A 26138-nucleotide genomic window follows, 5' to 3' on the forward strand; every position below is an offset into this window, starting at 1 on the left:
TCGTGTTCTTCGTCCTTGTCCCCACGGGCGGCGTCGGCCGTCCCCAAGAGAGAGTGTGAGAGTGCTCGTACTCGTCGCTCCCGGCCAGGGCGCCCAGACGCCCGGCTTCCTGACCCCCTGGCTCGAACTCCCCGGTGTCCGCGGTGCCCTCGAGGCATGGTCCGACGCCGTGCAGATCGACCTCGTCCGTTACGGCACCGAGGGCGACGCGGAGGAGATCCGCGACACCGCGGTGGCGCAGCCGCTGCTGGTGGCGGCCGGACTGGCCTCCGCGTACATGCTCTTCGACGACCCCGCGGACCTGCCCCGGAAGGTCGGCGCCATCGCCGGTCACAGCGTCGGCGAGCTGACCGCCGCCGGGCTCGCCGGGGTGCTCTCCGACGAGGAGACCGTCCGGCTCGTCCGCACCCGCGGCCTGGGCATGGCGGAAGCCGCCGCGATCACCGAGACCGGCATGTCGGCGCTGCTCGGCGGCGACCCGGAGGTCTCCGTCGCGCACCTGGAGAAGCTGGGCCTGACTCCGGCGAACATCAACGGCGCCGGCCAGATCGTCGCCGCGGGCACGCTGGAGCAGCTCGCCGCGCTGAACGAGGACAAGCCCGAGGGCGTGCGCAAGGTCGTCCCGCTGAAGGTCGCCGGCGCCTTCCACACGCACCACATGGGCCCCGCCGTCGACAAGCTGGCCGAGGCCGCCAAGGGGCTCGTTCCCGGCGACCCGAAGCTCACCTACGTCTCCAACAAGGACGGCAGGGCGGTCGCCACCGGCGCCGAGGTGCTGGAGCGCCTCGTCGGGCAGGTCGCCAACCCGGTCCGCTGGGACCTGTGCATGGAGACCTTCAAGGAGCTCGGCGTCACGGCCCTGATCGAGGTGTGCCCGGGCGGCACGCTGACCGGTCTGGCCAAGCGCGCGCTGCCGGGTGTGAAGACCCTGGCGCTCAAGACCCCCGACGACCTGGACGCAGCTCGCGAGCTCATCGCCGAGACGACGACACCTGCCGCTGACGCGGCGGGCGCCTGACAAGGAGCCCGAGAGCATGACGAAGCTGAAGCCCAGCAAGGGCGCCCCGTACGCGCGCATCCTCGGTGTCGGCGGCTACCGTCCCACGCGGGTCGTGCCCAACGAGGTGATCCTCGAGACGATCGACTCGTCCGACGAGTGGATCCGTTCGCGCTCCGGCATCGAGACGCGGCACTGGGCGAACGACGAGGAGACCGTCGCCGCGATGTCGATCGAGGCGTCCGGCAAGGCGATCGCCGACGCCGGGATCTCCGCCGAGCAGATCGGCGGCGTGATCGTCTCGACCGTCTCGCACTTCAAGCAGACCCCGGCCGTCGCCACCGAGATCGCCGACAAGCTCGGCACGAACAAGGCCGCCGCCTTCGACATCTCGGCCGGCTGCGCGGGCTTCGGCTACGGCCTCACCCTCGCCAAGGGCATGATCGTCGAGGGTTCCGCCGAGTACGTCCTCGTCATCGGGGTCGAGCGGCTGAGCGACCTCACCGACCTGGAGGACCGGGCGACGGCCTTCCTGTTCGGGGACGGCGCCGGCGCGGTCGTCGTGGGCCCGTCCGAGGAGCCGGCCATCGGCCCCACCGTCTGGGGCTCCGAGGGCGACAAGTCCGAGACCATCAAGCAGACCGTGCCGTGGACGGACTACCGCACCGGCGAGGTCGACAAGTTCCCTGCGATCACGCAGGAGGGCCAGGCGGTGTTCCGCTGGGCCGTGTTCGAGATGGCGAAGGTCGCCCAGCAGGCGCTGGACGCGGCCGGAATCACCCCGGACGAGTTGGACGTCTTCATTCCGCACCAGGCCAACGAGCGGATCATCGACTCGATGGTGAAGACTCTCAAGCTGCCGGAGCACGTCACGGTCGCCCGCGACGTGCGCACCACCGGCAACACCTCGGCCGCCTCGATCCCGCTCGCGATGGAGCGGCTCCTGGCGACCGGCGAGGCGAAGAGCGGCGACACCGCGCTCGTCATCGGATTCGGGGCGGGTCTCGTTTACGCCGCCACGGTCGTTACTCTCCCCTAGGCACTCCGTGCCGGATCATGTGAGCCGGCACGGGAAAACGCACCACCTGCCGCTGCCGCGGCGGGCGCCAAACCCTCTGAGATATCTACGAAGGAGCGCCAAATGGCCGCCACTCAGGAAGAGATCGTCGCCGGTCTCGCCGACATCGTGAACGAGATCGCCGGCATCCCGGTTGAGGACGTCCAGCTGGACAAGTCCTTCACCGACGACCTGGACGTCGACTCGCTGTCCATGGTCGAGGTCGTCGTCGCCGCCGAAGAGCGCTTCGACGTCAAGATCCCGGACGAGGACGTCAAGAACCTCAAGACGGTCGGCGACGCGACCGACTACATCCTCAAGCACCAGGGCTGATCCACCCGATCAGGCCTTGGGCTGACTGCCCCGCCACCCGGCGGTGGCGCCGCTGAATCCCCATTCCGTTGGAGAAAGAATTCCCGTGAGCCCGACCAATCGCACCGTGGTCGTCACCGGTATCGGCGCAACCACACCGCTGGGTGGCGACGCAGCCTCTACCTGGGAGGGCCTGATCGCCGGACGTTCCGGCGTCAAGCCCCTGGAGCAGGACTGGGCCGCCGAGCAGGCGGTCCGTATCGCCGCGCCGGTCGCCGTGGAGCCGACCGAGGTCATCCCGCGGCCGCAGGCCCGCCGCCTGGACCGCTCGGCGCAGTTCGCGCTGATCGCCGCCCAGGAGGCCTGGAAGGACGCCGGGTTCGAGGCGAAGGCCGGCGAGGACACGAGCGTCGACCCCGACCGCCTCGGTGCGGTCATCGCCTCCGGCATCGGTGGCGTGACGACGCTGCTCGACCAGTACGACGTGCTGAAGGAGAAGGGCGTTCGCCGTGTCTCCCCGCACACCGTCCCCATGCTGATGCCGAACGGCCCCTCCGCCAACGTGGGTCTGGCCGTGGGCGCCCGCGCGGGCGTGCACACGCCGGTCTCCGCCTGCGCGTCGGGCGCCGAGGCCATCGGCTACGCCATCGAGATGATCCGCACCGGCCGCGCCGACATCGTCGTCGCGGGTGGCACGGAGGCGGCGATCCATCCGCTGCCGATCGCCGCGTTCGGCAACATGATGGCGATGTCCAAGAACAACGACGACCCGCAGGGCGCGTCACGTCCCTACGACACCGCCCGCGACGGCTTCGTCCTCGGTGAGGGCGCCGGTGTCGTCGTCCTGGAGTCCGCCGAGCACGCCGCGAAGCGCGGTGCCCGCGTGTACGCCGAGGCGGTCGGGCAGGGCATCTCCGCCGACGGGCACGACATCGTGCAGCCCGAGCCGGAGGGGCGGGGCATCTCGCAGGCCCTGCAGAACCTGCTGGACCGCAACGACCTGGACCCGGCGGAGATCGTGCACGTCAACGCGCACGCGACCTCGACGCCGGCCGGTGACATCGCCGAGCTCAAGGCGCTGCGCAAGGTGTTCGGTGACGACGCCGACCACATGGCGGTGTCCGCGACGAAGTCGATGACCGGGCATCTGCTGGGTGGTGCGGGTGGTGTGGAGACCGTGGCCACCGTGCTCGCGCTGTACCACCGGGTGGCTCCGCCGACCATCAACGTCGAGAACCTCGACCCCGAGGCCGAGGCGAACGCCGACGTCGTCCGTGGTGAGGCGCGCAAGCTGCCCGTCGAGGGCCGTATCGCCGCACTGAACGACTCGTTCGGGTTCGGTGGGCACAACGTGGTGCTGGCGTTCAGGACGATCTGAGAAGCATCCATACGTACGTGAAGGGCCCCCACCTCCCAAGGTGGGGGCCCTTCACGTGTTCAAGTCATCTGTCCAGGCTTCAGACCACCTGGTGAAGCCAGCGCACGGGAGCGCCCTCTCCCGCGTACCTGAACGGCTCCAACTCGTCGTCCCACGGCTTGCCGAGCAGCTTGGCGATCTCGGCCTCCAGGTCCGTCTCGCCGCGCTGAGAGCGTGTCAGGGCCGCGCGCAGGCGGTCCTCGGGGATCAGGATGTCGCCGTGGATGCCGGTGACTGCGTGGAAGATGCCCAGGTCGGGGGTGCAGCTGTAGCGCTCGCCCTCGGCGGTGGCGCAGGGTTCGGCCGTGACCTCGAAGCGCAGCAGCTGCCAGCCGCGCAGGGCCGACGCCAGCTTGGACGCCGTGCCCGCCTCGCCCTGCCAGGAGAACTCCGAGCGCCAGGTGCCGGGCGCGGCGGGCTGCCGGATCCAGTCGAGGTTGACGCGCGTGCCGAGCACGCCGGCGACGGCCCACTCGACGTGCGGGCACAGCGCGCGCGGCGCGGAGTGCACGTACAGAACTCCACGTGTCGTCACCGGGACCTCCGGGCAGAGCGGACATCTTGCGAACTGGCGGACGGCAGTGGCCGGGCAGCCACGTTGATGGCGAGGCTACCGTGCGGCGGCGCAAGGAGTGTGACGTACCGTCGGTCCCGGTGCCGTGAAACGCCCGCCATTCACCCGCCAGGACGCTTGTACGGGTGTGAGTCGTTGCATGAGACGGGCGGGAACCCTTGTGCGTTGTTATTGGTTGGAAACCATGACGGGGCCGAACGAGGGGATGGACCAGGGCATGCGGAAGCGACGGCACGTGACACGGGCTGTCTTCGCCGCCGTGACCGCGGCTGTGCTGGGCGCCGCCGGCTGTGACGCCGTCGGGGGCAACTCCCCGGCACCGTCCGGCACCGACGCGCGGAGCGCGCGCCCGTCGCCCAGCCCGACCCCGGCCTGGGACCGCAGCCCGGCCTCGATCGCGGCGGTGGGCGACTCCATCACGACCGGTTTCGACGCCTGTACGGTCCTGTCGGACTGCCCCGAGGTCTCCTGGGCGACCGGCAGCAGCGCGCGGGTCGACAGTCTCGCCGTACGGCTGCTGGGCAAGGCGAAGGCGGGCGGGCACAGCTGGAACTACGCCGTGACCGGGGCGCGGATGGCGGACGTGGCTGGGCAGATGGCCCAGGCGGTGCGGCGCGAGCCGGAGCTGGTGACGGTGATGGCGGGGGCGAACGACGCCTGCCGGGACACGACCACCGCGATGACCTCGGTGGCCGACTTCCGGACGCAGTTCGAGGACGCCATGGGCACGCTGCGGGACGCCTCGCCGAAGGCCCAGGTGTTCGTGGCGAGCGTGCCGAACCTGATGCGGCTGTGGGAGCAGGGCCGTACGAACTCGCTGAGCAAGCAGGTGTGGGGGCTCGGTATCTGCCCCTCCATGCTGAGCGACCCCGACTCCCTCACCGCGGCGGCCAACCAGCGGCGCGAGGCGGTGCAGGAGCGGGTCGAGGCGTACAACAAGGTGCTGGAGGAGGTCTGTGCGAAGGACCGCCGGTGCCGGTTCGACGACGGCGCGGTGTACGAGTTCCGCTTCGGCGCCGGGCAGCTGAGCCAGTGGGACTGGTTCCACCCGAGTGTGGACGGTCAGGCGCGGCTGGCCGAGATCGCCTACCGCACGGTCACGAACTAGTGTTTCGCTCATGAGCGAACACTTCGGCACACTTTCCGACGGCACCCAGGTCCACCGCTGGACCCTGGAGCGCGCGGGCGTACGGGTACGCGTCCTGTCGTACGGCGGCATCGTGCAGTCGCTGGAGGTGCCGGACCGCGACGGGCGCGCGGCGAACGTGGTGCTGGGGTTCGCCGACCTGGACGGTTATCTGGCCCACCCGGGGCCCTATTTGGGCGCCCTCGTCGGGCGGTACGCCAACCGGATCGCGGGCGGCCGCTTCCCGCTGGACGGTCTGACGTACGCGCTCGATCCCAACAACGCGCCCAACTCCCTGCACGGCGGCGAGCGCGGTTTCGACAAGCGGGTGTGGGACGGGACGCCGGTCGAGCACGGTGTGCGGCTCAGCCGGGTCAGCCCGCATGGCGAGGAGGGCTTCCCGGGGCGGCTGGAGGTCTCGGCGACCTACACGCTGGAGGATGACGGCGCGCTGCGGATCGCGTACGAGGCGGTGACGGACGCGCCGACCGTGGTGAACCTGACCAACCACAGCTACTTCAACCTCGCCGGGGCCGAGTCCGGCAACGCGGGCGGTCATGAACTGCGGCTGTCCGCTGCCCGGTTCACTCCGGTCGACGCGGATCTCATCCCGACCGGCTCCCTGGACGAGGTCGCGGGCACCCGCTTCGACTTCCGCGAGGCGCGGAAGGTGGGGGCGGGGTACGACCACAACTTCGTGCTCGACAAGGGCGTGACGGCGAGCGCGGAGGAGGTCGCCGAGCTCCACGACCCCTCGACCGGGCGGGCGCTGACGCTGGCGACCACCGAGCCCGGCCTCCAGCTCTACACCGCCGACCACCTGAGCGAGCCCTTCGCCCCGGGCGACGGCATCGCGCTGGAGACCCAGCACTTCCCCGACTCCCCGAACCGGCCGGACTTCCCGAGCACCGTGCTGCGGCCGGGCGAGGTGTTCCGCTCGGAGACGGTGTACGGCTTCTCGGTGCGCTGAGCCGTTCCTGGGGCGGGCGCTGCCCCACCCGCGACAAAACGAGCCCCGGTCCAGGTGTCAGGGTCCTGGACCGGGGCTGTTCCTGGGTACTTCTCCCGGATCAGACGTTAATAGTCGCGGCCAGCCGGCGGTCGGAGATCGAGCGAGCGGCTTGGATCTCGTACGAACCCTTCACAGAGGTCCACGAATTGGTCGTCTCGTCCCACGTCTCGAAGGCACGGCGCGGGAGTTCGACGACCGCCTCGACCGTCTCCCCCGGCCCTGCCTCCACACCCGCGAAACCGGCCAGCAGGCGCGCCGGACGGTCGGTGTCGGGCTCGGTCGGCGCGACGTAGACCTGCACGACCTCGCGCCCCGCGCGCTCGCCGGAGTTGCGCACGCGGACCGTGACGGTGATTCCCTCGACGGCCCCCTCGACCTTGACGGACTCGTACGTCCAGTCGGTGTAGCCGAGGCCGTGCCCGAAGGGATACGACGGGGTCCTGCCCTCCTTCTCCCAGGCGCGGTAGCCGATGAAGACGCCCTCGCGGTAAGGGAGTTCACCGTTGGACGGGACGACCTGGCTGACCGGGGCGTCGGTCAGGGAGCCCCATGTGGTGGGCAGTCGGCCGCCCGGCTCGTGCGCGCCGGTGAGGACGTCCGCCAGGGCCGCGCCGCCCTCCTGGCCGGGGAACCAGCTCAGCAGCACGGCGGCGACGTCCTCGCGCCACGGCAGCTCCACCGGGGAGCCGGAGTTGACGATCACCACGGTGTTGGGGTTGGCGGCGGCGACGGCGCGGATCAGGTCGTCCTGGCGGCCGGGCAGCGTGAGGTCCTTGCGGTCGAAACCCTCGGACTCGACGCGTTCGGTGGTGGCGACCACGACGACGGCCGTGTCGGCGTTCCGGGCGGCCTCGACGGCCTCGGCGATCAGCTCGTCGGGGTCGCGCCGGGGCTCCTGGTGGGTGAGTGTGAAGGCGACGGCCTTCAGCGGGATGTCCTCCGGGAACTCGACGACGTGGGTGAGGGAGACCTCGACCGGTTCGCCGGCGGTGAGTTCGGGCTGGGCACGGGAGACGGGGGCGCCGAAGAAGGTGATGAAGGGGTCGTCCCTCTCCGGGCGCTGGAAGTCGTCGTAGTACGTCGTGCCGTCGATGGTGAGCTTGAAGGCGCCGACGCCCTTGATGCCGAAGGTGTGGGGGCCGCTCTCGCGCGGGGTGAAGGTGCCGGTCAGCTCGACGGTGTGCAGGGTGTCATGGGTGACGCCCTCGGGGAGGTCGGAACCCATCCACTGGATCTGGCCGTTGGGGGTGGAGCCGGTGCCGATGACGTTCCCTTCGGCGTCCCGGCACACGGCGCGCAGCTCGAAGCCCTTGTCGGCGACGGCGAGTTCGGTGTTGGGGTCGGCGCCGACGGCGTAGGTGAGGGCGCCCTCGGGGAGGGCGGCGGTGAGGCCGTCGAGCGGGGAGACGATCCGGGCGGGGAAGACGGTGGCGGAGCCGCCGCCGAGGACGCGGGCGTCGCGGGCGGCGGCGCCGATGAGCGCGACCGTGCCGTTCGGCCTGAGCGGGAGGGCGCCCTCGTTGCGGACCAGGACGAAGGAGCGGCGGGCGATCTCGCGGGCCAGCGCGATGCCGTCCACGGCCTCGGGGTGCTCGGTGACGACGGGCTCGGCACCCTGAAGGATGCCGACGCGGGCGGCCAGCCGCAGGACGTTGCGTACGGCGTCGTCGACCTTGGCCTCGGCCACGTCCCCGTCCCGTACGGCCTGGGCGAGGGGCTCTCCGTAGACGGTCCGCGGGCCGGGCATGGCGACGTCGAGGCCGCCCTCGATGGCACCCTTCGTCGACCGGGCGGCCAGCCAGTCGGAGACGTTGTAGCCGTCGAAGCCCCATTCGCCGCGCAGGACCTCGTTCACGAGGTAGTGGTGCTCGCTCATCGTCGTGCCGTTGACCGTGTTGTAGGCGGTCATGATGCCCCAGGGGTGGGCGTTCTCGACGATGATCTCGAAGGGCGCCAGGTAGAGCTCGCGCAGGGCGCGCTCGCTCACGGTGTTGTTCACCGTGAAACGGTCCGTCTCGGCGTCGTTGGCGACGAAGTGCTTGACGGTGGTGCCGACCCCGCCGGACTGGACGCCGTTCACATAGCCCGCGCCGATCGTGCCCGTCAGGTACGGGTCCTCGCTGTAGGCCTCGAAGTGGCGGCCGCCGAGCGGGGAGCGATGCAGATTGACGGTGGGCGCGAGCAGCACGTGCACGCCCTTGCGGCGGGCCTCCTGGGCGAGCAGCACCCCTGCCCTGCGGGCGAGTCCGGGGTCCCAGGTGGCGGCCAGGGCGGTGGGCGAGGGCAGTGCGACGGACGGGTCGTCGGCGGTCCAGCGCACACCCCGGACGCCGATCGGGCCGTCGGACATGACGAGGGACCGCAGGCCGATCTCGGGGAGCGCGGGCAGCGTCCACATGTCCTGGCCGGAGAGCAGCCGTGCCTTCGCGTCGAGGTCGAGCGCGGCGAGGGCGGCCTCGACGACCGCCTCGCGTGCTTCGTCGGCCTGGGTGCGGGTTCCCGCCATCGGGTGCCTCCTCGCTGAAGTCCATGGACATCTCCATCCTGCCTCGGCCGCCTGCGGAGAACTCGGGACCGCACCATCAATTGAGGAACCCCCACGGCGAGCAACCACGTCCGCGAGAGCGGCGGCGGTTCAGCCGCAAAGAAGGGCGCGCCGCGCCGAGATCGTCCGGGCGGCCCTGGAAGTGATCGCCGAGCGCGGTAATCGGGGGGCGAGCATGGCCGCGGTCGCCGAGCGGGTCGGGCTCACCCAGCAGGGACTGCTGCACTACTTCCCGACCAAGGACGCGCTGCTCGTCGCCGTGCTCCAGGAGCGGGACCAGTGGGACGCCGTACCCGACACCCAGTGGCGGTCGACCTGCTCGCCTCGCTCGTCGAGTACAACGCGATGCGGCCGGGCATCATCCAGACCTTCTCGGCGCTGCTCGGCGAGAGCGTCACGGAGGGGCATCCGGTGCGCGACTACTTCACCGAGCGGTACGCGCGCGTGCGGGCGAGCATGGCCGAGGTCCTGCGCACCGAGTACGGCGACCGCCTCCCGAACGGGCTGACACCGGAGCGTACGGCTCCGCTGCTGGTCGCCGTCATGGACGGCCTGCAGTACCAGTGGCTCCTGGACCCGGAGTCGGTGGACATGCCGGGCGCGTTCCGGGACTTCCTCATGCTGCTGGGCGAGAACCCGACGGATCCGGACTGACCGCGGCGACGACCTCGACCTCCAGGAGGGCCTCCGGCCGGAAGAGCCTCGGCACCTCGAAGGTCATGCTGGTGGGCGGGGTACCGGTGAGGAACTGCCGCCTTACGGTGCCGTATTCGTCCAGGGTGCCGATGTCGGTGAGGCAGGTACGGATGTTGATGATGTCCGCCAGGGTCGCGCCGTGAGCCTTGAGCAGGGCCGCGATCGTCTCGAAGATGCCGCGGGTCTGCTCGGCGACGGTGGCGCCCCGCGCGATCTGCCCGGAGAGGAACAACAGGGCGCTGCCGTCGGCGTGTTCGACGCGGGCGACCTGGGAGTAGTACGGGCTGAGGGGCTGGGGTGCGGAAGCCGGGTTGTCGAGGGTGATCTGCATGCCGTCGACGCTAGGTCGGCACTTGAGATGCGACAAGCGAATGTCCAGCATGGCTGTCATGCCGAATCAGCATGAGTTCCCCGAGGTGTCCACCGTGTGGCTGCGGGCGTTCCTGGAAGTCGCCCGGCACGGCTCGTTCACGGTGGCCGCGCGGACGCTGGGGTGGACCCAGTCGGCGGTGTCGCGCCAAATCGCCTCGCTGGAGGGGGCGTTGGGCGGCGCACCGCTCTTCGACCGGCTGCCGCGTGGCGTACGGCTGACCGAGGCCGGGCGGACGCTCGTGCCGTATGCCGAGGCCGTCGCCGAGTCGCTGCACGGGGCCGTGCGTGAACTGGCCGCGCTGCGCGAAGTCGCCGGCGGGCGGCTGCGGTTCGGGGCCTTCGCGACGGCGGACGCGGCGCTGGTGCCGCTCGCCCTCGGCGCCTTCCGCGCCCGGCATCCAAAGGTCCTGGTCAGCCGCGAGGAGGGCTTCACGCCAGGCCTCCTGGACCGGCTCGGTGCGGGCCATCTCGATCTGGCGGTGGTCTCGACGACGGGCCGGGCACCTTTGGAGACGTTCGAGCTCCACCACCTCCTCGACGAGTGCCTGTACGTCGCCGTCCCCTCCGGCGACCCGCTGGCGGGGAACGGCCCCGTCCGACTCGGCCAACTCGCCGACGCCGACTGGATCTCCGGCAGCTCGCGTCCCGAGGGCACGCTCCTCGACGCGGCCCTGCGGCAGGGATTTCGGCCGCGTGTGGCGCACGTCGTCGGCGAGTGGACCGCCAAGCAGGGGTACGTCGCCGCCGGCCTCGGCGTGGCCCTGGTCCCGGCGCTGGCCGCCGCGTCCGTGCGGCCGGACGTGGCGCTGCTGCCGGTGCTGGACGAGGGCGCTCCGGCACGGGCGGTCTACGCGGCGACCGTGCGGGGGCGGTACCTGGCTCCGGCCGTGGCGGCGTTCGTCGGGGCGCTGCGGGAAGCGGCGGCGAAGATTCCCCAGGCCATGGCGTAGACCACTCCCGTCACGCGATACTTCCGGCGTCCCGCACGACGCACGCACCGCCTCACCCCCCACTGTGACGGAAGGACCGGAACTCCCTTGAATTCCATACGCGTTCGCACCGGCGTCCTCGGTCTGGCCCTGCTGGCCGGCCTCTCGGCTCCCACGACCGGGACTGCCGCCGCCGAAGCGGCGCCCGCGCCGACCGTCGAGGAACAGCGCCTCGGCAAGACGGTCCCCCAGGAGATCCTGCGCCGCTCCGGATTCGACGCCCTGGCGACGGAGTTCACCCGCGATCTCGATGCCGCGAACTCCTACGCGCAGGCCCGCCGCGTCGTCGTTCGCGAGGGATCCGCACTGTGGCGAAGGGCCGTCGATCGTGCGCAGGGGCGGGGGCCGGCGGGCGGGGATCTGAGCCGGGACGACGATCGGCCGCTGTACTGGGCGCGGCTGTCGATGACGCGGGACGTGCGTACGTGGGAGCCGGAGTTCGGGTTGAGCGAGACCCGACGGGCCGCGCTGCTCGACGCGTTGGAGCGGGGATCGCGCGGCCAGAGCGACATCCGATACCCGCAGGGCGACCACCTGATCAGCGGGACCGGCGGAAGCGGTGGGATCCGGCGGATCCTGGTCACCGGCTTCGATCCCTTCACCCTCGACCGGGACATCCGCATCTCCAACCCGTCCGGCGCCACCGCGCTCGCCCTCGACGGCACGGTGATCGAGACGGCGGACGGTCCGGCGCGGGTGGAGACCGCCGTGTTCCCGGTGCGCTGGCAGGACTTCGCCGACGGGACGGTGGAGCGGACGCTGCGGCCGTATCTGAAGCAGGTCGATCTGTTCACGACCGTGAGCCAGGGGCGCGTCGGGCGGTTCGACGTCGAGCGGACCAACGGGGCCTGGCGGGGCGGCTTCGGGGACAACGACAACATCGGCCGCACCGAGACCATCCCCGTGACCGACCCGGCCTCGCAGCCGCAGTGGACGACGACGACCCTGCCGTACAAGGAGATCGCCGCCGCGAACACCGGCCGTTTCCCCGTGTACGACAACACGAGCGTGACCGAGATCCCGGTGGGCGGCACGCAGGCCGTCGTACGCCCCGACGGGCCGACGCCCGGGTCCACCGCGCGGGCCGGGGGCGGCGGGGACTACCTGTCCAACGAGATCGCCTACCGGGCGACGCTGCTCCGGGACCGGCTGGGGCTGCACGACGTGCTGCCGGGCGGGCATGTGCACACGCCGGTGCTGCAGTTCGGGGCGGGCAACGCCGACCCGGCGACGGGGTCGGTGACCGACCCCGAGTTCGTCCGCAACCGGCTGGACATCATCGCCCAGGTGCGGACGATCCTGAAGGTGGCGGCGGGCAGCCCGGTCACCGGCTGACGGTCTCCGAGTCGGGCGCGGGCGCCGCTTCCTCCAGGGTCTCCTCGCCCAGCAGCTCCCGCACCATGAGGGTGGCGCCCGCGACCGCGCCCGGCATCAGGAACACCGCGACGAACGGCACCAGGAACGCGGCGGCGAGGGGCGTACCGAAGCCCCACACCAGGGTCTTGCGGGAGCGGAGCATGGCCAGGCGGTCGCGGAGTTCGACGCGGCGGCGCTGGAGGGCGACCGCCGTGAGCTCCTCGGTGAGGAAGAAGCCGGTGACGACGACGCCGATCACCGGTACGGCGGTCTGGCCGACGACCGGGATGAAACCGAGGGCGAAGAGCAGCACGCCCCAGAGGGCGGCGCGCAGCACGATCCGCAGGCTGTCGCGGCCCGAGATCCACAGCTCCCGCCAGAGCGGCAGGCCGGACTCGGGGGCCGTGCCGTCCGGGGAGACGTCCCGGTCGACCTTCTCGGAGAGGCTCTCGTAGAAGGGCTGGCCGATCAGGAGCGTGACCGCGGTGAAGGTGACGACGGAGAGGAGCAGGCCGAGGGCGAACAGGACGGCGGTGAGGAAGCCGCGGAACAGACGCTCCCAAGGACTCGACCAGTCGTCGGCGAACGGCGTCGACCAGGTCACGAAGTCCTCGCCCCAGATCGCGAGGGCCACGAGCGCCGCCGCGTACAGGACCAGGGCGATCAGGCCCGGGATCAGCCCGAACTCGTACTGCTTGCCGTGCCGGGCCACCCACCGCTGGCCTTTGAGGAAATACCTGAACCCGGTCCCAAGATCGCGCATGCAGCGAACTCTAGTCGGGGCTTGTCACACCCGAGTCACGGTCACTTCGGCGCCGGGTCACCGCGACGCCCGGTCACCGCGGCCCTCACACCGGCGTCACCGCCACCACGACCCCGGGCTCCGCCGCCGGCGACACCGCCGCCGACACCCGTACCGCCAACGCCCGGGCCACCCGCCCCGCCTGCGACGCCCCGGCCAGCAGCAGGGGCTGCAGCCGTTCCAGCCCGGTCACCAGGAGTTCCTCGCCCGCGATCAGGGCCGGGCGGGCCGCCTTCGCGGTCGCCGCCGCTGCCTCCGTGAGGTCGGCGAGGGGCGGGAGGTCACGCGGACGACGTTCGCGCCGGCGGCGGCCGCCCGTTCGGCCAGGGCCACCTGGAGCGGCATCAGCGGGGCCAGCGCGGCGGTCAACGCGTCCGCGATACGGCGGAGTTCGGGGGACGACTCGCGCAGGACCTCCGCCGCCGAACGGAGCACCGGGGTCAGCGCCAGCAGCGCGCCCGCGGCGACGCCCGCCGTCGCCGGCAGCAGGGGTGACGTCGCCTCGACCAGTTCGCCCAGCGCCGCCGCGACCTCCTCGACCGCCGGCTCGACCGCCGGCTCGACCGCGTCCAGCAGCGGGAGCAGGCTGTCGCCCAGGGCCGTGAGCAGGGCCTGCGCCGGTTCGCTCACCGGGTGGACCGCGAGGGGTGCCCCGCTGGTGCCGAGGCGGGTGAGGGTCTCGACGATGCGGTAGAAGGCCTCCTGGGCCTGCGGGGAGGCACTCGCCTCGGCCAGTTCGGCGGTGGTCTGCCGCAGCACGCGCAGGACCTCGGCTCCCGATCCGTCCCTCGGGTCGAAGGTGTGCAGCGCGATGCGGGTGATGTTCCCGGCCGTGTCCAGGAGTTGGCCGGTGATGTCGGTCGTGCTGCGTGCCATGCGGAGTACGTCGTCCCTGCTGGGGAGCGAAGGGATCGTTGCCATGGGCCCTCCTCCCTCGTGGTCGTGCGTCACACACCCGGCGCCCTCTGGATGCCCCCTTCGCGGGCCCTCGCATGGGCCATCCGGGGTTTCGGGGGCATCCGTGACACCAACTCCCTCTTGTTGCGGTTGAGTCGAACAGGTACACCTCGCCGTACCGATCTTTGAACGTTCCGGAGGAGGTACGCGTGCGCACCACGAGAACCGTTCCTGCGAGACCCGTCCTGTTCACCGCCCTGGCCCTCACCACGGCGGGCTCCCTGCTCCTCACCCCGCACACCGCCGGTGCGGAACCCCAACCCCCGGCCCGCCCCCAGGTCCATCGCGAGGCCGCGCTCGACCAGCACGCGGCGCGGACACCCGCGAGCGCCACCCAGCGGGCCCTGACCACCGCCGATGCCACCGGTGGCGCGATCGCCGACAACAGCCGCGGCTACCCCCGCCGGCAGGTCCTCACCCCCGACCCCGAGAACCCGGCCGACAAGTCCCTCAAGCTGGGCCTCACCCCGTACCACGGCATCGCGCCGAAGCTGAACGCCCTCCAGTCCTTCGGCGACCGGGTGAGCGTCGAGGTCGCGGGCCGCTCGGCCGGCGGGCACCGGCTCTATCTCGTCACCGTCACCGCCCCCGAGACCGCCCGCCAGGCCCGCACACAGGCGCGTATGCGCGAGCTCATCGAGAACGCGCCCGCCGTCGCCGCCAAGTCCCCCGAGATCAAGCGGACGTACAAAACCCCGGTCTTCTTCAACAACAACATCCACGGCAACGAGTGGGAGGGCACCGACGCCTCCCTGAAGCTCATCGAGCGGCTGGCGACCGCCAAGGACGCGGACACGCGCGACCTGCTCGCCCACGGCCGCCTGTACTTCAACATCACCGCCAACCCGGACGGCCGTATCGCGGGCACGCGCACGAACGCGAACGGCTTCGACATGAACCGGGACTTCGTCACCGCCTCGCAGCCCGAGGTGCGGGCGATGCGGCAGATCATGGTCGACAAGCAGCCGGCCGTCATGCTCGACCTGCACGGTTACGTCAACGGCACCCTCATCGAGCCCACCACTCCCCCGCACGGCGAGAACTACGAGTACGACCTGTTCCTGAAGAACACCTACGCCAACGCCCTCGGCATGGAGGCCGCCGTCAACGGGCTCGGCTACACGCCCGCGAAGGACGGCGTCGAGCCCGCCCAGATCCCCTTCCGGGACCAGGAGGAGGGCTGGGACGACTGGCCGCCGGTCTTCACCCCGCAGTACGCGGCCTTCCACGGCACGGTCGCCGCGCACACGGTGGAGATCCCGATGGCGGTGAACAACACCGCGTACGACACCCTGCCGGTCACCGAGCTGCGCCGCCGGTCCGCGATCAACGTCGACGTCGCCGGGGCCGCCCTGCGCGCCACCCTCGACTTCGTGCGGTCCGAGCGCGCCTCGCTCGTCGCCGACCAGATCGAGGTCTTCCGACGGGGTGCCACAGGCGCCCCGCAGGTGCCGGTGTCACCCGAGACCGTCCCGGGCGTCCCCGGCATCGGCCCCGAGGACGTCTACACGACCGAATTCCCGCGCGCGTACGTCATCCCGGCCGGCACCCGGCGCTCGGCCACGGCCGCCGCCCGCCTCGTCGACCACCTCCTCGCCAATGACGTACGGGTCACCCGCGCGACCCACTCCTTCCGGCTCGGCGATCGGACGTACCCCAAGGGCTCGTACGTCGTCGACATGCACCAGCCCAAGCGCGGCCTCGCGAACGTGCTGCTCGCGGACGGGCGGGACATCAGCGACCAGGTCTCGGTGATGTACGACATCTCGGGCTGGAGCCTCGGCCGGCTGTGGGGCGCGGCGGTGCGGACCCTGCCGCGGATGCCGTACGGCGGTGTCCTGCGCCCGGTCCGTGCGGCGGCCCCCGTCGCGTACGTCGCCCCGCGCGGCGACCTGCGGCTGGGGCTCGACGACCCGAACGAGGTCGCCGCCCTCAACTCCCTGCTGCGGCAGGGCGTCGCGGTGCGCCGCGCGGCCGACGGCAGCGCGATCGTGCCGGGCTCGGCACGCCGGCAGGCCGCGAAGGCCGCCGGCGCCTACGACGTCGCCTTCCGCGCGACGAGGCTCACCGGCACCGCCCCGCTGCACCGCACCCGCGTCGCCGCGGCCGTCACCTCGGGTGAGCTGTTCGCGCTGCGGGAGATGAACTTCGAGGTCACGCCGGTCTCGACGGAGGTGTTGAACGCCGGGTTCGACTGGTCGGCGGTGGATGTGCTGTTCGTGTCGGCGGGGCTCGACCGCGACGACCTGGATGCCGACGCCCGTGCGGCCCTGGACGCCTTCCTCGGCGGGCACGGTCTCGTCGGCCGCGGCGCCACGGGTGCCGCGCTCAACTCGGCGGCCGGGCTGCTGGCCGCGAAGCCGGTCGAGGGCAACGGGGACGCCAACGGTGTCGTACGCGTGGTGAACTCAGGCGGTGTCCTGATGGGTGGCGCTCCGGAGCACGGCTTCGTGTACGCCCCCGTGTGGTTCACCGATCTCGGGCCGGAGGTCCGCGTCGAGCAGGCGTACGGGACCGGGAACCCGCTCGTCGCCGGGCACTGGCGGCCCTCGCAGGACGGCTCCGGCGGTCCCGCGGACGCGGCGGGGCAGGCCTCGGTGATCAGCGGCCCGCGGGCCGTGCTCTTCGGCAGCGAGCCGCTCTTCCGTGATCACCCGAAGGGGGAATTCGCCCAGGTCGGACGGGCGTTGTTCGCCATGGCACAGGCCAGCGGCTCAGGTGAGGAGAGCGGATGACGCAGGAGATCCACGGGACCGTCGCGGACGGCTTCGAGGGGGTGCGTGAGGAGTTCGCCGGCTTCGTGTCGGGGGAACTCCCCGACTACGAGGGACAGTTGTGCGCGTATGTGCGGGGCCGCAGGGTCGTCGACCTGTGGACGGGTGCCGGCTGCGCGGCCGACTCCCTCTACGGCGTGTTCTCCTCCACCAAGGGCGCCGCTCACCTCGTGGTCGCGCTTCTCGTGCAGGAGGGCACGCTGGAGCCGGACCGCAAAGTGACGTACTACTGGCCGGAGTTCGCAGCCGAGGGCAAGGGCGCACTGACGCTGCGCGAGCTGCTCGCGCACCGCGCCGGGCTGATCGGGCTCGACGCCGGGTTCACCGAGGACGAGCTGGCCGACGATGCCGCCATCGCCGAACGGCTCGCGGACCAGCGGCCGTTCTGGCGCCCCGGCACGGCCTTCGGCTATCACGCCGTGGTCATCGGCGCGCTCGCCGGTGAGGTCGTACGGCGGGCCACGGGCCGTTCGCTCCAGGAGGTGTACGAGGAGCGGGTGCGGGCGCCGTACGGCCTGGACTTCCACCTCGGGCTGCCCGAGGCGCTGGAGCCCCGTTACCGCTCCGCGCAGCCGATGGCGCCGACGCCGGAGCAGCAGGCGGTGCTGGACTCGGTGCCCAGGGGGCCGCACACGCTGGCCTCGATCGCCTTCAACACGCATGTGCCGAACCCGGGCGAACTCGTGGACCACCCCAACTCCCGTACGGTGCGCGCCAAGGGGCCCGCGTCGGCGGGCGGGGTCGCGGCCGCGCGCGGGCTCGCCGGGATGTACGCGGCGGCGATCAGCGAGGTCGACGGCCGGCCGCCGCTGCTGAAGCCGGACACCATCGCCGAGGTCGGCCAGATCCATTCGACCGGGTACGACCTGGTGGCCCGGACGCACAAGTCCTTCGGGCTCGGCTTCCAGGCGGTCTCCGACACCTGGTACCCGTTCCTGGGCGCCGGGGCGTTCGGGCACAGCGGAGCGGGCGGCTCCCAGGCGTTCGCGGACCCGCGCAGCGGCCTGGCCTACGGCTACACACGGCGCCGTTGTGCCTTCCCGGGCGGGGCGGCGCCGGAGAACGAGCGGCTGGTGAGGGCCGTTCACTCGGCGGCCCTGGCGAGCTGAGACAGGCAGACCCGGGGCAAGGGCCCACCGACCTGCATGGGTCCATCGCCACCGGCTGACAGCGCCCGCAGGCGCCCGAGCCGTCGAAAACAGAGGCCGCACCCCACGTCCAGGGGTGCGGCCTCCGCCATGGAAACGAACCGTGTCAGACAGGCGTCACGGCTCAGACCAGCGTCACGGTGATGTTGCCGCGGGTCGCCTTCGAGTACGGGCAGACCTGGTGGGCCTTCTCAATGAGGCCCTTGGCGGTCGCCGCGTCGACATTCGGGATCTCGGCGGAGATCTCGACGATGATCCCGAACCCGTCGTCGTTCTTGCCGATGCCGACCTTCGCGGTGACGGTCGAGCCGGAGACGTCGGCCTGCTCCTGACGGGCGACGACGCCCAGGGCACCCTGGAAGCAGGCGCTGTAGCCGGCCGCGAACAGCTGCTCCGGGTTGGTGCCGGCGCCGCTGCCGCCCATCTCCTTGGGCGGGTTCACGACGACGTCGAGCGTGCCGTCGTCGGTGGCGACCCGGCCGTCGCGGCCGTTCTCGGCGGTGGCGACGGCGGTGTAGAGGACCTCGGACTGCTGGATGGACATGCGGTTGTCTTCCTCCTCGGTCCGTCGCGACTCGCGCCCACGATCGCGACGGATTTCGGAAAGAAGTTACCGCATGCCGGAAATCCAGCACAGGCCTGTCGGTAGATCGACCTACAGCTTGACGATCATCTTCCCGGTGTTGTCGCCGCGCAGAACCCCGAGGAACGCCTCCAGGTTGTTCTCGATGCCCTCGACGACCGTCTCGCGGTACTTGAGCTGCCCCGAGGCCACCCAGGGGCCGACCTCCTGGACGAACTGCGGCTGGAAGTCGTAGTGATCGCCGACGAGGAGGCCCTCGATGCGGCCGCGGGTCGCGATGAGGCGGGCGAGGTTCTTCGGGCCGGGGGCGGGCTCGGTGTTGTTGTAGACCGAGATCATGCCGCAGACGGCGATCCGGCCGTGCACGTTGAGCTGCCCGATGGCGGCCTCCAGGTGGTCGCCGCCGACGTTGTCGAAGTACACGTCGATGCCGTCCGGGGCGGCCTCGCGCAGCTGCTCGCCCACCGAGCCGTTCTTGTAGTTGAAGGCGGCGTCGAAGCCGTACTCCTCGACGAGCAGCTTGACCTTCTCGTCCGACCCGGCCGAGCCGATGACCCGGGAGGCACCCTTGAGCTTGGCGATCTGGCCGACCTGGCTGCCGACGGCGCCGGCCGCACCGGACACGAAGACGACGTCGCCCTCCTTGAAGGACGCGGTGCGCAGCAGTCCGGCGTAGGCGGTGAGGCCGGTCATGCCGAGCACGCCGAGGTACGTGGACAGGGGCGCGGCGTCCGGGTCGACCTTGACGGCGTTCTTCGCGTCCACGGCCGCGAACTCGCGCCAGCCCAAGAAGTGCAGGACGTGGTCGCCGACGGCGATGCCCTCGGCGTTGGAGGCGACCACCTCGCCCACCGCACCGCCCTGCATGACCTTGCCCAGCTCGAAGGGGGCGACGTAGGACTTGGCGTCACTCATGCGGCCGCGCATGTACGGGTCCACGGAGAGGTACTTGTTCCGGACGAGCACCTGCCCCTCGCCGGGCGTCGGCATCTCGGCCTCGACCAGGGCGAAGTCCTCGGCCTTGGGCCAGCCGACGGGACGGGACAGGAGGTGCCATTCGCGGTTGATCATGGGGGGGGCGCCTTTCCGGTTTACTTCAGTACCTGAAACAACCATGCTCCTGAATATTTCAGGATGTCAAGTAACCGGGTTACCCTGAGAGCATGGCCACCCCACACAAGACCCGCCGCCCCGATGAGCTGACCCTCGATGTCGTCGACCTCATCGGCGCGGTCGTGGCCCGCTACCACGAGGAGTACGACGAGGCCGCCGCCGAGCACGCGCTGACCGGCGCGCAGGCGCGGTTGCTGAGCCTGCTGTCGATGGAGCCGCTGCCGATGCGGAAGCTGGCGCAGCGGCTGCGGTGCGAGCCGTCGAACGTGACCGGCATCGTGGACCGACTGGAGTCCCGTGGCCTGGTGGAGCGCCGCCCGGACCCGGCGGACCGCCGGGTGAAGCTGGCGGCGGCGACGGACGAGGGCCGGCAGGTGGCCCGCAGCCTGCGCGAGTCGCTGCGGTTCGCGCGGGAGCCGCTCGCGGGGCTCTCCGAGGAGGAGCGGCTGGCGCTGCGGGATCTGCTGCGGAGGATGCTGGGCGTGGACGTCTAGCACCCTGTCCGGCGGATCGGGCAGGCTCCGGGAGACGGCCGCTTTCGGCAGACCCGAGCGGAGCCCTGGGGTCGTCCGCGGCGACCGGCGACAACACCGCTGGGCCCCTGGTGACAACACCGCATGACCCCCCTGGGGGGCGCGTGCCGGGCCCCGCGACGTCGGCGTGATCCCGCCGGACACCGGACAGGCCCTGGGTCGCCACTTGCGGGTGCCCGGGGCCGGGGTGAGGATCGGAACGTGGTGTTCTGCCGCTCGGGCATCCGTGAGGGGTGTGATGGGCGTGAAGGCGCGCTCCGTCGGAGGGGGCCGTGACGACCCCGCCTTGAAGGCGGTGACTCCGGACGGTGACCCGGTCCTCGCCGCACGGCTCGCGGTGCCGGCGGTGCCTGGGACGTTCGTGCGCAGGGACCGGCTCGTCGAGCAGCTGGCCGACGGTGCACACGGTCCACTGACCCTGGTCAACGGCCCCGCCGGAGCGGGCAAGACTCTGCTGGTCGCCGACTGGATCACGGCCTACGAGCCGGGGACCGTCGCCTGGTTGACCGTGGAGCCGCAGGACAGCGCGCCCGGCGTCTTCTGGTCCTACGTACTGCATGCCTTCCGCCACCACGGGGTCGCCCTGCCCGACGACATCGGCAGCCCGGCCCGCCCCGGCGAGGTGGACCACTCGCTGCTCGCCCGTCTCGCGGCCTGGCTGAACGCACGGGACAGCCGGGTGACCCTCGTCCTGGACGAGTTCGACCGGGTGGCCGGCGCTGCCGCCGTGGCCGACGAGCTGCAGTTCGTACTCCGCCATGCCGGCGACGGACTGCGCCTGGTGATCATCAGCCGCACGGAGCCGCTGCTGCCGCTGTACCGCTACCGGGCCGCCGGTGAACTCGTCGACATCCGCGCCGACGACCTGGCCTTCCGCGCCGAGGAGACGTCGGCCCTGGTCGACCGGCACGGGCTGCCGCTGTCGGCCGAGGCCGCGCGCGTGCTGACCGAGCGCACCGAGGGCTGGGCGGCGGGGCTGCGGCTGTGCACCCTGGCCGCACAGCGGGCCGATGACCCGGAGAGCTTCCTGAAGGACTTCGAGGCCGGGCACAGCACGGTGGCCGACTTCCTGCTGGGCGAGGTGCTGCGCGCCCACCCCGCCGAGACCCAGGACCTGCTGCTGCGCACCAGCATCCTGGAGGAGACCCACCCCGATCTGGCCAATGCCCTCACCGGCCGGGACGACGCGGAGCCGATCCTGGAGGAGCTGCAACGGGCGAACGCGTTCGTCGAGCCCATCGGGCATTCCTGGTACCGGCTGCACCCGCTCTTCGCCGAGATCCTGCGGGTGCATCTGCGCGTGCGCCACCCCGGTCTGGAGCCGGAGCTGCACCGCAGGGCCGCCGGGTGGCTGAGCCGGGCCGGCCTGCTCGACGAGGCCCTGCCGCATGCGGCGGACGCGGGCGACTGGGAGCTTGCCGCCGCCGAACTCATCGACCATCTGGCGATCGGCCGGCTGCTGACCGGGCTGTCCGCCGAGCGGCTGGACGGCCTTTTCGCCAGGATGGCGCCGGAGGCGTCCGGGCCCGCCCCCGACCTGGTGCGCGCGGCGCGCGAGCTGGCCCACCACGACGTCGACCGGGGTGTCACGTATCTGCGCCGTGCGGAGGAGAACCTGCCGGACGGCGGCACCGACGACACCGCGGCGGCGCGGCTGAGCTGTGCGGTGCTTCGGGTGCTGGCCGCCAGGGTGGCGGGCTCCGCGGACCTGGCCGAGACGGCGGCGAGGGACGCCGCGGAGGCGGGGCGCGCCCTGCCCGCCGACCAGCTGGAACGGCGTCCGGAGCTGACGGCCCGCATGCTCGCCGACCTCGGATCGGCCCAGCTGTGGGCGGGCCGCTTCGATGCCGCGCGCCACACGCTGTCCGCCGCCGTGGACGCCGCCCAGGGGCGCTCGACGGCGTTCGCGCGGCACGAGGCTCTCGGCCGGCTGGCACTGATCGACTTCCTGCACGGCCTGCCGGGCCGGGCCGAGGCGCATGCCCGTGGGGCGATCGCCGAAGCGGAGCAGTCGGGGCTGCCGGCGTCCGAGCGGACCGGGATGGCCGAGCTCGTGCTGGCCGCCGTAGCCATCGACCGCGACGACCTGGCCGCCGCTCAGGGCCATCTCGACCAGGCGGCCGCCACGTCCACCGCCTCCCGCGATCCCGTCGTGGCCGTGGAACTCACGATCCTGCGCTCACGGATGCTGGTCGCGAGGGGCGACGCCCGGGCGGCGCTCACGGCTCTGGACGACATGGCGAAGCATCCCCTGGTCCTTGCCGAGCCCTCCCCCTGGGTGTGTGACCGCATCGCCATGGCCACGGCCGCGGCGCATCTGGCCGACGGCGATCCGAAGGCGGCGGTGAAGGTCTTCGAGGAACAGCCGTCGCACAGCCCGGAGAGCCTGGCGGCCGAGGCCCGGGCACGGGTGGCCGCGGGCGAGGGCGAACGGGCCCTCGCCATCCTCGACGAACTCCCCGAGCCCGGGGACCGGGGACCGGTCATCGACGTGTGGGTGCTGCTGACCCGTGCGCAGGCCGTGGACGCGCTCGGCGACCCCTCCGCCGCGGAGGGCCTGGTCCTGCGGGCCCTGACGGCCGCACGCCCGCATCACCTCAGGCGGCCGTTCCTGCAAGCCGGGCCGTGGCTCAGGCGGCTGATGCTCCAACGGCCCGCGCTCGCCCGGGAACACGCCTGGCTGCCCGACACCCTTTCGCCGCAGCCCGCCGCCTCGCGGCAGCGGGACGAGTCCGCGGGCCCGAGCCCCGAGCCGCTCAGCGCGCGGGAGCGGGACGTCCTGGAACGGTTGGCCCAACTCATGTCCACCGAGGAGATCGCCGCCGATCTGCATCTGTCGGTCAACACGGTGAAGACGCACCTGAAGAGCATCTACCGCAAGCTCGCCGCCACCCGGCGCGGCGAGGCGGTCCGCCGGGCCCGCGAACTCGGGCTGCTCTGACGCGTCACCTCGCCCGGGTGATGCCACCCCGCTCCCGGTCGCCCAGCATGAGGTCATGCGCTACGAGATCCGCGTCGACGGGGAGATGTCGGACGAGCTGACCACGGCGTTCCCCGAGTTGGAGACGTTCGTCGTCCCCCACCAGACCGTGCTGTACGGCCAGGTCGACGACGAGGCGCATTTTTACGGCCTGTTGATGCGGTTCCAGTCGCTGGGGCTGCACGTGGCGGAGTTCCGCCGACTTCCGGAGTGAGGCGCCGCCAGGGCAGCAGCCTCACGGCTCAGCCCGCGAGCACCTTCGCCTTGGCCCGCTCGTACTCGGCGTCGGTGATGTCGCCGTGGTCGTGCAGCCCGGCGAGCTTGGTCAGCTCGTCCACGCGGGTCACCTGGGTCGCCCCGGTCGCGGGGGCTCCGGCTGCCGCCTCCTGGACGTAGGAGCGGAACGCCTGCTCCTGCCGCTGCATCTGGCGCACATCGCGCTCACCCATGCCGCGGCCGCGGGCGATCAGGTAGACGAAGACACCGAGGTACGGCAGCACACAGACGAAGACCGTCCAGCCCGCCTTGGCCCATCCGCCCATGCCGTCGTCCCGGAAGATGTCCCCGATGACCCGGAAGAGCAGCACGAACCACATGACCCACAGGAAGAACCAGAGCATGGTCAGAAACGCGTTGAGCAGCGGATAGTCCACGGTTGCCTCCACATGCCGACCGCCGTGCCGCCCACGGCGGCGCCCGAAGCCTGACGTGCTCCACGCTGCGCCTTCCGGCCGGGGGCGGCATCACCCGCGGCGGGTGGGGTCCCGCGGTGGGCCGAGGCGGCGGTCAGGCGTGGGCCGAGGCGGCGGTCAGACGAGGATCAGCACGATGAAGATCACGCAGACCAGGATGTTGATCAGCCAGCTGTGCGTGTCCATCCAGTCCCGCACATGCGGCATGGCGGCGACCGCCCTGCGGTGGAACAGCAGCAGGGACAGCAGCGGAAGCGCGGCGACGAGCACGGTCGCCGCGATGAACGGCAACGCCGCGACGAAGTCCGCGTCCGTCTGCGCCAGGTTGGTGCCCACCGTCAGCATGACGATGATGTCCGACGGCATCAGCAGGATGACGAGCAGCCCGACCTTCAGGGCTTGCTTGGCGTCCGCCGACATGAGTGTGCCCAGCCATTTCGGTGGCTGGATGGTCTCCCGCCGTACCCAGTTCTTGATGGCGGCCGCTGCCAGGAGGGCGACCAGTACGTACTGGATGATCTTGCCGCTGGATCCACCGTCGCCGGGGTCGCCCAGGTCGAACGCCGAGGCGAGTCCCCAGGTGATCGCTGTGCCGACGGTGGCGGCGACGGCGACACCGAGGAGGAAACCGAGCGACACCCGTACGGCCCGGGGTGCCGTGACGAAGATGATCGCCGACATGATCTGCGGGCCGATCATCATCGTCACGGCCAGGGGCAGCACATTCAGACCGTCCACGTCGGCCTCCGCATCAGCTCGTCAGAACCTTGGACTTCGCCTGCTCGTACTCGGCATCGGTGATGGCGCCCCGGTCGTGCAGCGCGGCCAGCCTGCCCAGCTCGTCCGCCTTGGTGCCCGGCGCCTTCCGGCCCGGGGCGGCGGGGGCGGTGGGGGCGGCGGCCTGCTGGACGTACGCGCGGAACGCCCGCTCCCGGTCCTGCGCCCGGCGCAGCTCGCGCTCACCCATCCCGTGCCCGCGGGCGATCAGGTAGGTGAAGACGCCGAGGAAGGGCAGCGCACACACCGTCAGCGTCCAGCCCGCCTTGCCCCAGCCGCTGAGGGCGTCGTCGCGGAAGATGTCGCCGACCACGCGGAACAGCAGCATGAGCCACATGATCCACAGGAAGAACCAGAGCATGGTCAGGAACACGTTGAGCAGGGGATAGTCCATGATCGCCTCCGCTGGCCGGCGGCTACCGCGACGACCGCGCGGCGCCCGAGGGCCCGACGCCTTCACGGTGCGCCGGGGTGGTTCGTGGGGCATCACCCCTCACGGGTGGGCGTCGGGGCCGATCAGACAGGCGCCGAGCGCGACCACGAACCACGACCCCGGCTCCGGCCCCGAGCGCCGTGCGCAGACGGCCAGGGCGATGACCACCACCAGGCAGGCGAAGGCGGCGCCCAGCGCGGTACGGGGCCGGCGCACGCCGGTGAGGACGGGCAGCCAGTAGCCCTGGGGGATCTCGATCTTCTGCGCGGGCGACTCGTGCGGACTCCAGCTCGTCCAGGGCGCATACGGGTCCTGCCGCATGCGAGCCCTAATCGGAGAGGGGGTCCTTCCGCACCACGCACAGGGCCCAGATGACGAAGGCGTACAGCGCGATCAGCGTGAGCGACCAGACCGGGTAGTACGGGATGGACAGGAAGTTGGCGATCAGCAGCAGTGCCGCGATGCCGACGCCGACGACCCTCGCCCACGTCTGCGCTGTGAACAGGCCGAAGCTCACGATCACGGCGATCGCCCCGAACACCAGGTTGATCCAGCCCCAGCTGGTCAGGTCGAACTTGAAGAGGTAGTTGGGCGTGGAGACGTAGACGTCGTCCTCGGCGATGGCCATGATCCCCCGGAAGACGTCGAGGATCCCGGAGATGAACAGCATCACTCCGGCGAACAGCGTCAGGCCGGTGGCGGCAGCCTGCCTCCCCTCCCGATGGCGGGGAGTAGTGGTGGTGGCCATGTCCGGCCTCCTTTCCTCACCGGGCTGCGGCGCGCAGCCGTACACCCCCGAGCCTGATCCCCAAGGGCCCCACCCGTCGTCACCCTCGAAGGGTGAGGACGCTCCGACCGGTCTCCTGCTGCCATGGGACGAGGGGACTGGGCGC

The 26138-nt window shown here is 71.6% G+C and carries 26 protein-coding genes and 1 pseudogene; 14 read left to right on the forward strand and 13 right to left on the reverse strand.

The window, feature by feature from the left end; genetic code table 11:
* Positions 1–61 precede the first annotated feature (61 nt).
* The 4 genes from AB5J49_RS14505 to fabF all read left to right on the forward strand — a co-directional run bounded on the left by AB5J49_RS14505 (position 62) and on the right by fabF (position 3744).
* Positions 62–1018: an ACP S-malonyltransferase gene (locus tag AB5J49_RS14505; RefSeq protein ID WP_369169051.1), complete on the forward strand. Its 957-nt coding sequence runs from the start codon at positions 62–64 to the stop codon at positions 1016–1018.
* A 16-nt stretch (positions 1019–1034) separates the two neighbouring features.
* Positions 1035–2036 (forward strand): ketoacyl-ACP synthase III, encoded by a 1002-nt coding sequence (locus AB5J49_RS14510; protein WP_369169052.1) that lies wholly within the window; start codon positions 1035–1037, stop codon positions 2034–2036.
* 102 nt (positions 2037–2138) lie between these two features.
* The gene (locus tag AB5J49_RS14515; protein WP_004001566.1) at positions 2139–2387 is read left to right on the forward strand and encodes an acyl carrier protein; all 249 of its coding nucleotides are present in this window, start codon (positions 2139–2141) and stop codon (positions 2385–2387) included.
* Between the two features lie 85 nt (positions 2388–2472).
* On the forward strand, positions 2473–3744 hold the full coding sequence (gene fabF, locus AB5J49_RS14520) for a beta-ketoacyl-ACP synthase II (RefSeq protein WP_369169053.1): 1272 nt from the start codon (positions 2473–2475) through the stop codon (positions 3742–3744).
* Positions 3745–3823: 79 nt separating this feature from the next.
* On the opposite strand, the gene AB5J49_RS14525 is transcribed toward fabF, so the two are convergent.
* On the reverse strand, positions 3824–4318 hold the full coding sequence (locus AB5J49_RS14525) for a DUF3145 domain-containing protein (RefSeq protein ID WP_369169054.1): 495 nt from the start codon (positions 4316–4318) through the stop codon (positions 3824–3826).
* Between the two features lie 256 nt (positions 4319–4574).
* Here AB5J49_RS14525 and AB5J49_RS14530 point away from each other — a divergent pair, with 256 nt between their 5' ends.
* A complete protein-coding gene (locus tag AB5J49_RS14530) occupies positions 4575–5465 on the forward strand; it encodes an SGNH/GDSL hydrolase family protein (protein WP_369175132.1) in 891 nt (296 codons plus the stop codon).
* A gap of 10 nt (positions 5466–5475) precedes the next feature.
* Positions 5476–6453: an aldose epimerase family protein gene (locus AB5J49_RS14535; protein ID WP_369169055.1), complete on the forward strand. Its 978-nt coding sequence runs from the start codon at positions 5476–5478 to the stop codon at positions 6451–6453.
* 100 nt (positions 6454–6553) lie between these two features.
* On the opposite strand, the gene AB5J49_RS14540 is transcribed toward AB5J49_RS14535, so the two are convergent.
* Positions 6554–9001 carry a glycoside hydrolase family 3 protein gene (locus AB5J49_RS14540; protein ID WP_369169056.1) on the reverse strand — a complete coding sequence of 816 codons (2448 nt, stop codon included), beginning with the start codon at positions 8999–9001 and terminating at the stop codon, positions 6554–6556.
* A gap of 160 nt (positions 9002–9161) precedes the next feature.
* Here AB5J49_RS14540 and AB5J49_RS14545 point away from each other — a divergent pair.
* Positions 9162–9694, forward strand: a pseudogene (locus AB5J49_RS14545) (TetR/AcrR family transcriptional regulator).
* On the opposite strand, the gene AB5J49_RS14550 reads toward AB5J49_RS14545, so the two are convergent.
* A complete protein-coding gene (locus AB5J49_RS14550) occupies positions 9657–10067 on the reverse strand; it encodes a RidA family protein (protein WP_369169057.1) in 411 nt (136 codons plus the stop codon). The pseudogene AB5J49_RS14545 and the gene AB5J49_RS14550 sit on opposite strands and share 38 nt — an antisense overlap.
* Positions 10068–10125: 58 nt before the next feature.
* Here AB5J49_RS14550 and AB5J49_RS14555 point away from each other — a divergent pair, with 58 nt between their 5' ends.
* Together AB5J49_RS14555 and AB5J49_RS14560 are read left to right on the forward strand one after the other, a co-directional pair.
* A complete protein-coding gene (locus AB5J49_RS14555; protein WP_369169058.1) occupies positions 10126–11058 on the forward strand; it encodes a LysR family transcriptional regulator in 933 nt (310 codons plus the stop codon).
* An 87-nt stretch (positions 11059–11145) separates the two neighbouring features.
* A complete protein-coding gene (locus tag AB5J49_RS14560; protein WP_369169059.1) occupies positions 11146–12432 on the forward strand; it encodes a pyroglutamyl peptidase in 1287 nt (428 codons plus the stop codon).
* Here the strand turns inward: AB5J49_RS14560 and AB5J49_RS14565 are convergent.
* The 3 genes from AB5J49_RS14565 to AB5J49_RS14575 all read right to left on the reverse strand — a co-directional run bounded on the left by AB5J49_RS14565 (position 12422) and on the right by AB5J49_RS14575 (position 14176).
* Positions 12422–13216, reverse strand: a complete 795-nt coding sequence (locus AB5J49_RS14565; protein ID WP_369169060.1) for an EI24 domain-containing protein — start codon at positions 13214–13216, stop codon at positions 12422–12424. The genes AB5J49_RS14560 and AB5J49_RS14565 overlap by 11 nt on opposite strands.
* Before the next feature lie 85 nt (positions 13217–13301).
* A complete protein-coding gene (locus AB5J49_RS14570; protein ID WP_369169061.1) occupies positions 13302–13448 on the reverse strand; it encodes a hypothetical protein in 147 nt (48 codons plus the stop codon).
* Between the two features lie 20 nt (positions 13449–13468).
* Positions 13469–14176 carry a hypothetical protein gene (locus AB5J49_RS14575; RefSeq protein WP_369169062.1) on the reverse strand — a complete coding sequence of 236 codons (708 nt, stop codon included), beginning with the start codon at positions 14174–14176 and terminating at the stop codon, positions 13469–13471.
* Positions 14177–14361: 185 nt separating this feature from the next.
* Between AB5J49_RS14575 and AB5J49_RS14580 the strand changes: the two genes are divergently transcribed.
* On the forward strand, positions 14362–16947 hold the full coding sequence (locus tag AB5J49_RS14580) for a M14 family zinc carboxypeptidase (RefSeq protein WP_369169063.1): 2586 nt from the start codon (positions 14362–14364) through the stop codon (positions 16945–16947).
* The gene (locus AB5J49_RS14585) at positions 16944–18095 is read left to right on the forward strand and encodes a serine hydrolase domain-containing protein (protein ID WP_369169064.1); all 1152 of its coding nucleotides are present in this window, start codon (positions 16944–16946) and stop codon (positions 18093–18095) included. Before AB5J49_RS14580 ends, AB5J49_RS14585 begins: the two co-directional genes overlap by 4 nt.
* Before the next feature lie 163 nt (positions 18096–18258).
* Here the strand turns inward: AB5J49_RS14585 and AB5J49_RS14590 are convergent, their stop codons facing one another.
* Together AB5J49_RS14590 and AB5J49_RS14595 are read right to left on the reverse strand one after the other, a co-directional pair.
* Positions 18259–18678 carry an organic hydroperoxide resistance protein gene (locus tag AB5J49_RS14590; RefSeq protein ID WP_369169065.1) on the reverse strand — a complete coding sequence of 140 codons (420 nt, stop codon included), beginning with the start codon at positions 18676–18678 and terminating at the stop codon, positions 18259–18261.
* A gap of 111 nt (positions 18679–18789) precedes the next feature.
* Complete coding sequence (locus AB5J49_RS14595) at positions 18790–19788, reverse strand: NADP-dependent oxidoreductase (protein ID WP_369169066.1); 999 nt, start codon at positions 19786–19788, stop codon at positions 18790–18792.
* Positions 19789–19880: 92 nt separating this feature from the next.
* On the opposite strand from AB5J49_RS14595, the gene AB5J49_RS14600 reads away from it, so the two are divergent.
* From AB5J49_RS14600 to AB5J49_RS14610, 3 genes are all read left to right on the forward strand, one after another.
* Positions 19881–20324 carry a MarR family winged helix-turn-helix transcriptional regulator gene (locus tag AB5J49_RS14600; RefSeq protein ID WP_369169067.1) on the forward strand — a complete coding sequence of 148 codons (444 nt, stop codon included), beginning with the start codon at positions 19881–19883 and terminating at the stop codon, positions 20322–20324.
* A 283-nt stretch (positions 20325–20607) separates the two neighbouring features.
* Complete coding sequence (locus tag AB5J49_RS14605) at positions 20608–23304, forward strand: LuxR C-terminal-related transcriptional regulator (protein WP_369169068.1); 2697 nt, start codon at positions 20608–20610, stop codon at positions 23302–23304.
* Between the two features lie 55 nt (positions 23305–23359).
* Positions 23360–23557, forward strand: a complete 198-nt coding sequence (locus AB5J49_RS14610) for a hypothetical protein (protein ID WP_369169069.1) — start codon at positions 23360–23362, stop codon at positions 23555–23557.
* A 28-nt stretch (positions 23558–23585) separates the two neighbouring features.
* Here the strand turns inward: AB5J49_RS14610 and AB5J49_RS14615 are convergent, their stop codons facing one another.
* From AB5J49_RS14615 to AB5J49_RS14635, 5 genes are all read right to left on the reverse strand, one after another.
* Positions 23586–23996 carry an SHOCT domain-containing protein gene (locus tag AB5J49_RS14615; RefSeq protein ID WP_369169070.1) on the reverse strand — a complete coding sequence of 137 codons (411 nt, stop codon included), beginning with the start codon at positions 23994–23996 and terminating at the stop codon, positions 23586–23588.
* A gap of 156 nt (positions 23997–24152) precedes the next feature.
* A complete protein-coding gene (locus tag AB5J49_RS14620) occupies positions 24153–24773 on the reverse strand; it encodes a GAP family protein (RefSeq protein ID WP_369169071.1) in 621 nt (206 codons plus the stop codon).
* Between the two features lie 13 nt (positions 24774–24786).
* Entirely contained in the window at positions 24787–25206 is a 420-nt protein-coding gene (locus tag AB5J49_RS14625; protein WP_369169072.1) for an SHOCT domain-containing protein, read from the reverse strand.
* 99 nt (positions 25207–25305) lie between these two features.
* Positions 25306–25566, reverse strand: a complete 261-nt coding sequence (locus AB5J49_RS14630; protein WP_369169073.1) for a hypothetical protein — start codon at positions 25564–25566, stop codon at positions 25306–25308.
* A 7-nt stretch (positions 25567–25573) separates the two neighbouring features.
* A complete protein-coding gene (locus tag AB5J49_RS14635; RefSeq protein ID WP_369169074.1) occupies positions 25574–25993 on the reverse strand; it encodes a hypothetical protein in 420 nt (139 codons plus the stop codon).
* Between the last annotated feature and the right edge of the window lie 145 nt (positions 25994–26138).

Source organism: Streptomyces sp. R28, from assembly GCF_041052385.1.
GTDB lineage: Bacteria > Actinomycetota > Actinomycetes > Streptomycetales > Streptomycetaceae > Streptomyces.

Excerpts from the sequence above, each read along its gene's own strand:
- AB5J49_RS14510 (WP_369169052.1), top strand. The coding sequence starts at position 1,035 with ATGACGAAGCTGAAGCCCAGCAAGGGCGCCCCGTACGCGCGCATCCTC.
- AB5J49_RS14515 (WP_004001566.1), top strand. The coding sequence starts at position 2,139 with ATGGCCGCCACTCAGGAAGAGATCGTCGCCGGTCTCGCCGACATCGTG.
- AB5J49_RS14530 (WP_369175132.1), top strand. The coding sequence starts at position 4,575 with ATGCGGAAGCGACGGCACGTGACACGGGCTGTCTTCGCCGCCGTGACC.
- AB5J49_RS14535 (WP_369169055.1), top strand. The coding sequence starts at position 5,476 with ATGAGCGAACACTTCGGCACACTTTCCGACGGCACCCAGGTCCACCGC.
- AB5J49_RS14540 (WP_369169056.1), bottom strand. The coding sequence starts at position 9,001 with ATGGCGGGAACCCGCACCCAGGCCGACGAAGCACGCGAGGCGGTCGTC.
- AB5J49_RS14550 (WP_369169057.1), bottom strand. The coding sequence starts at position 10,067 with ATGCAGATCACCCTCGACAACCCGGCTTCCGCACCCCAGCCCCTCAGC.
- AB5J49_RS14555 (WP_369169058.1), top strand. The coding sequence starts at position 10,126 with ATGCCGAATCAGCATGAGTTCCCCGAGGTGTCCACCGTGTGGCTGCGG.
- AB5J49_RS14565 (WP_369169060.1), bottom strand. The coding sequence starts at position 13,216 with ATGCGCGATCTTGGGACCGGGTTCAGGTATTTCCTCAAAGGCCAGCGG.
- AB5J49_RS14575 (WP_369169062.1), bottom strand. The coding sequence starts at position 14,176 with ATGGCAACGATCCCTTCGCTCCCCAGCAGGGACGACGTACTCCGCATG.
- AB5J49_RS14585 (WP_369169064.1), top strand. The coding sequence starts at position 16,944 with ATGACGCAGGAGATCCACGGGACCGTCGCGGACGGCTTCGAGGGGGTG.
- AB5J49_RS14590 (WP_369169065.1), bottom strand. The coding sequence starts at position 18,678 with ATGTCCATCCAGCAGTCCGAGGTCCTCTACACCGCCGTCGCCACCGCC.
- AB5J49_RS14595 (WP_369169066.1), bottom strand. The coding sequence starts at position 19,788 with ATGATCAACCGCGAATGGCACCTCCTGTCCCGTCCCGTCGGCTGGCCC.
- AB5J49_RS14600 (WP_369169067.1), top strand. The coding sequence starts at position 19,881 with ATGGCCACCCCACACAAGACCCGCCGCCCCGATGAGCTGACCCTCGAT.
- AB5J49_RS14610 (WP_369169069.1), top strand. The coding sequence starts at position 23,360 with ATGCGCTACGAGATCCGCGTCGACGGGGAGATGTCGGACGAGCTGACC.
- AB5J49_RS14625 (WP_369169072.1), bottom strand. The coding sequence starts at position 25,206 with ATGGACTATCCCCTGCTCAACGTGTTCCTGACCATGCTCTGGTTCTTC.
- AB5J49_RS14630 (WP_369169073.1), bottom strand. The coding sequence starts at position 25,566 with ATGCGGCAGGACCCGTATGCGCCCTGGACGAGCTGGAGTCCGCACGAG.
- AB5J49_RS14635 (WP_369169074.1), bottom strand. The coding sequence starts at position 25,993 with ATGGCCACCACCACTACTCCCCGCCATCGGGAGGGGAGGCAGGCTGCC.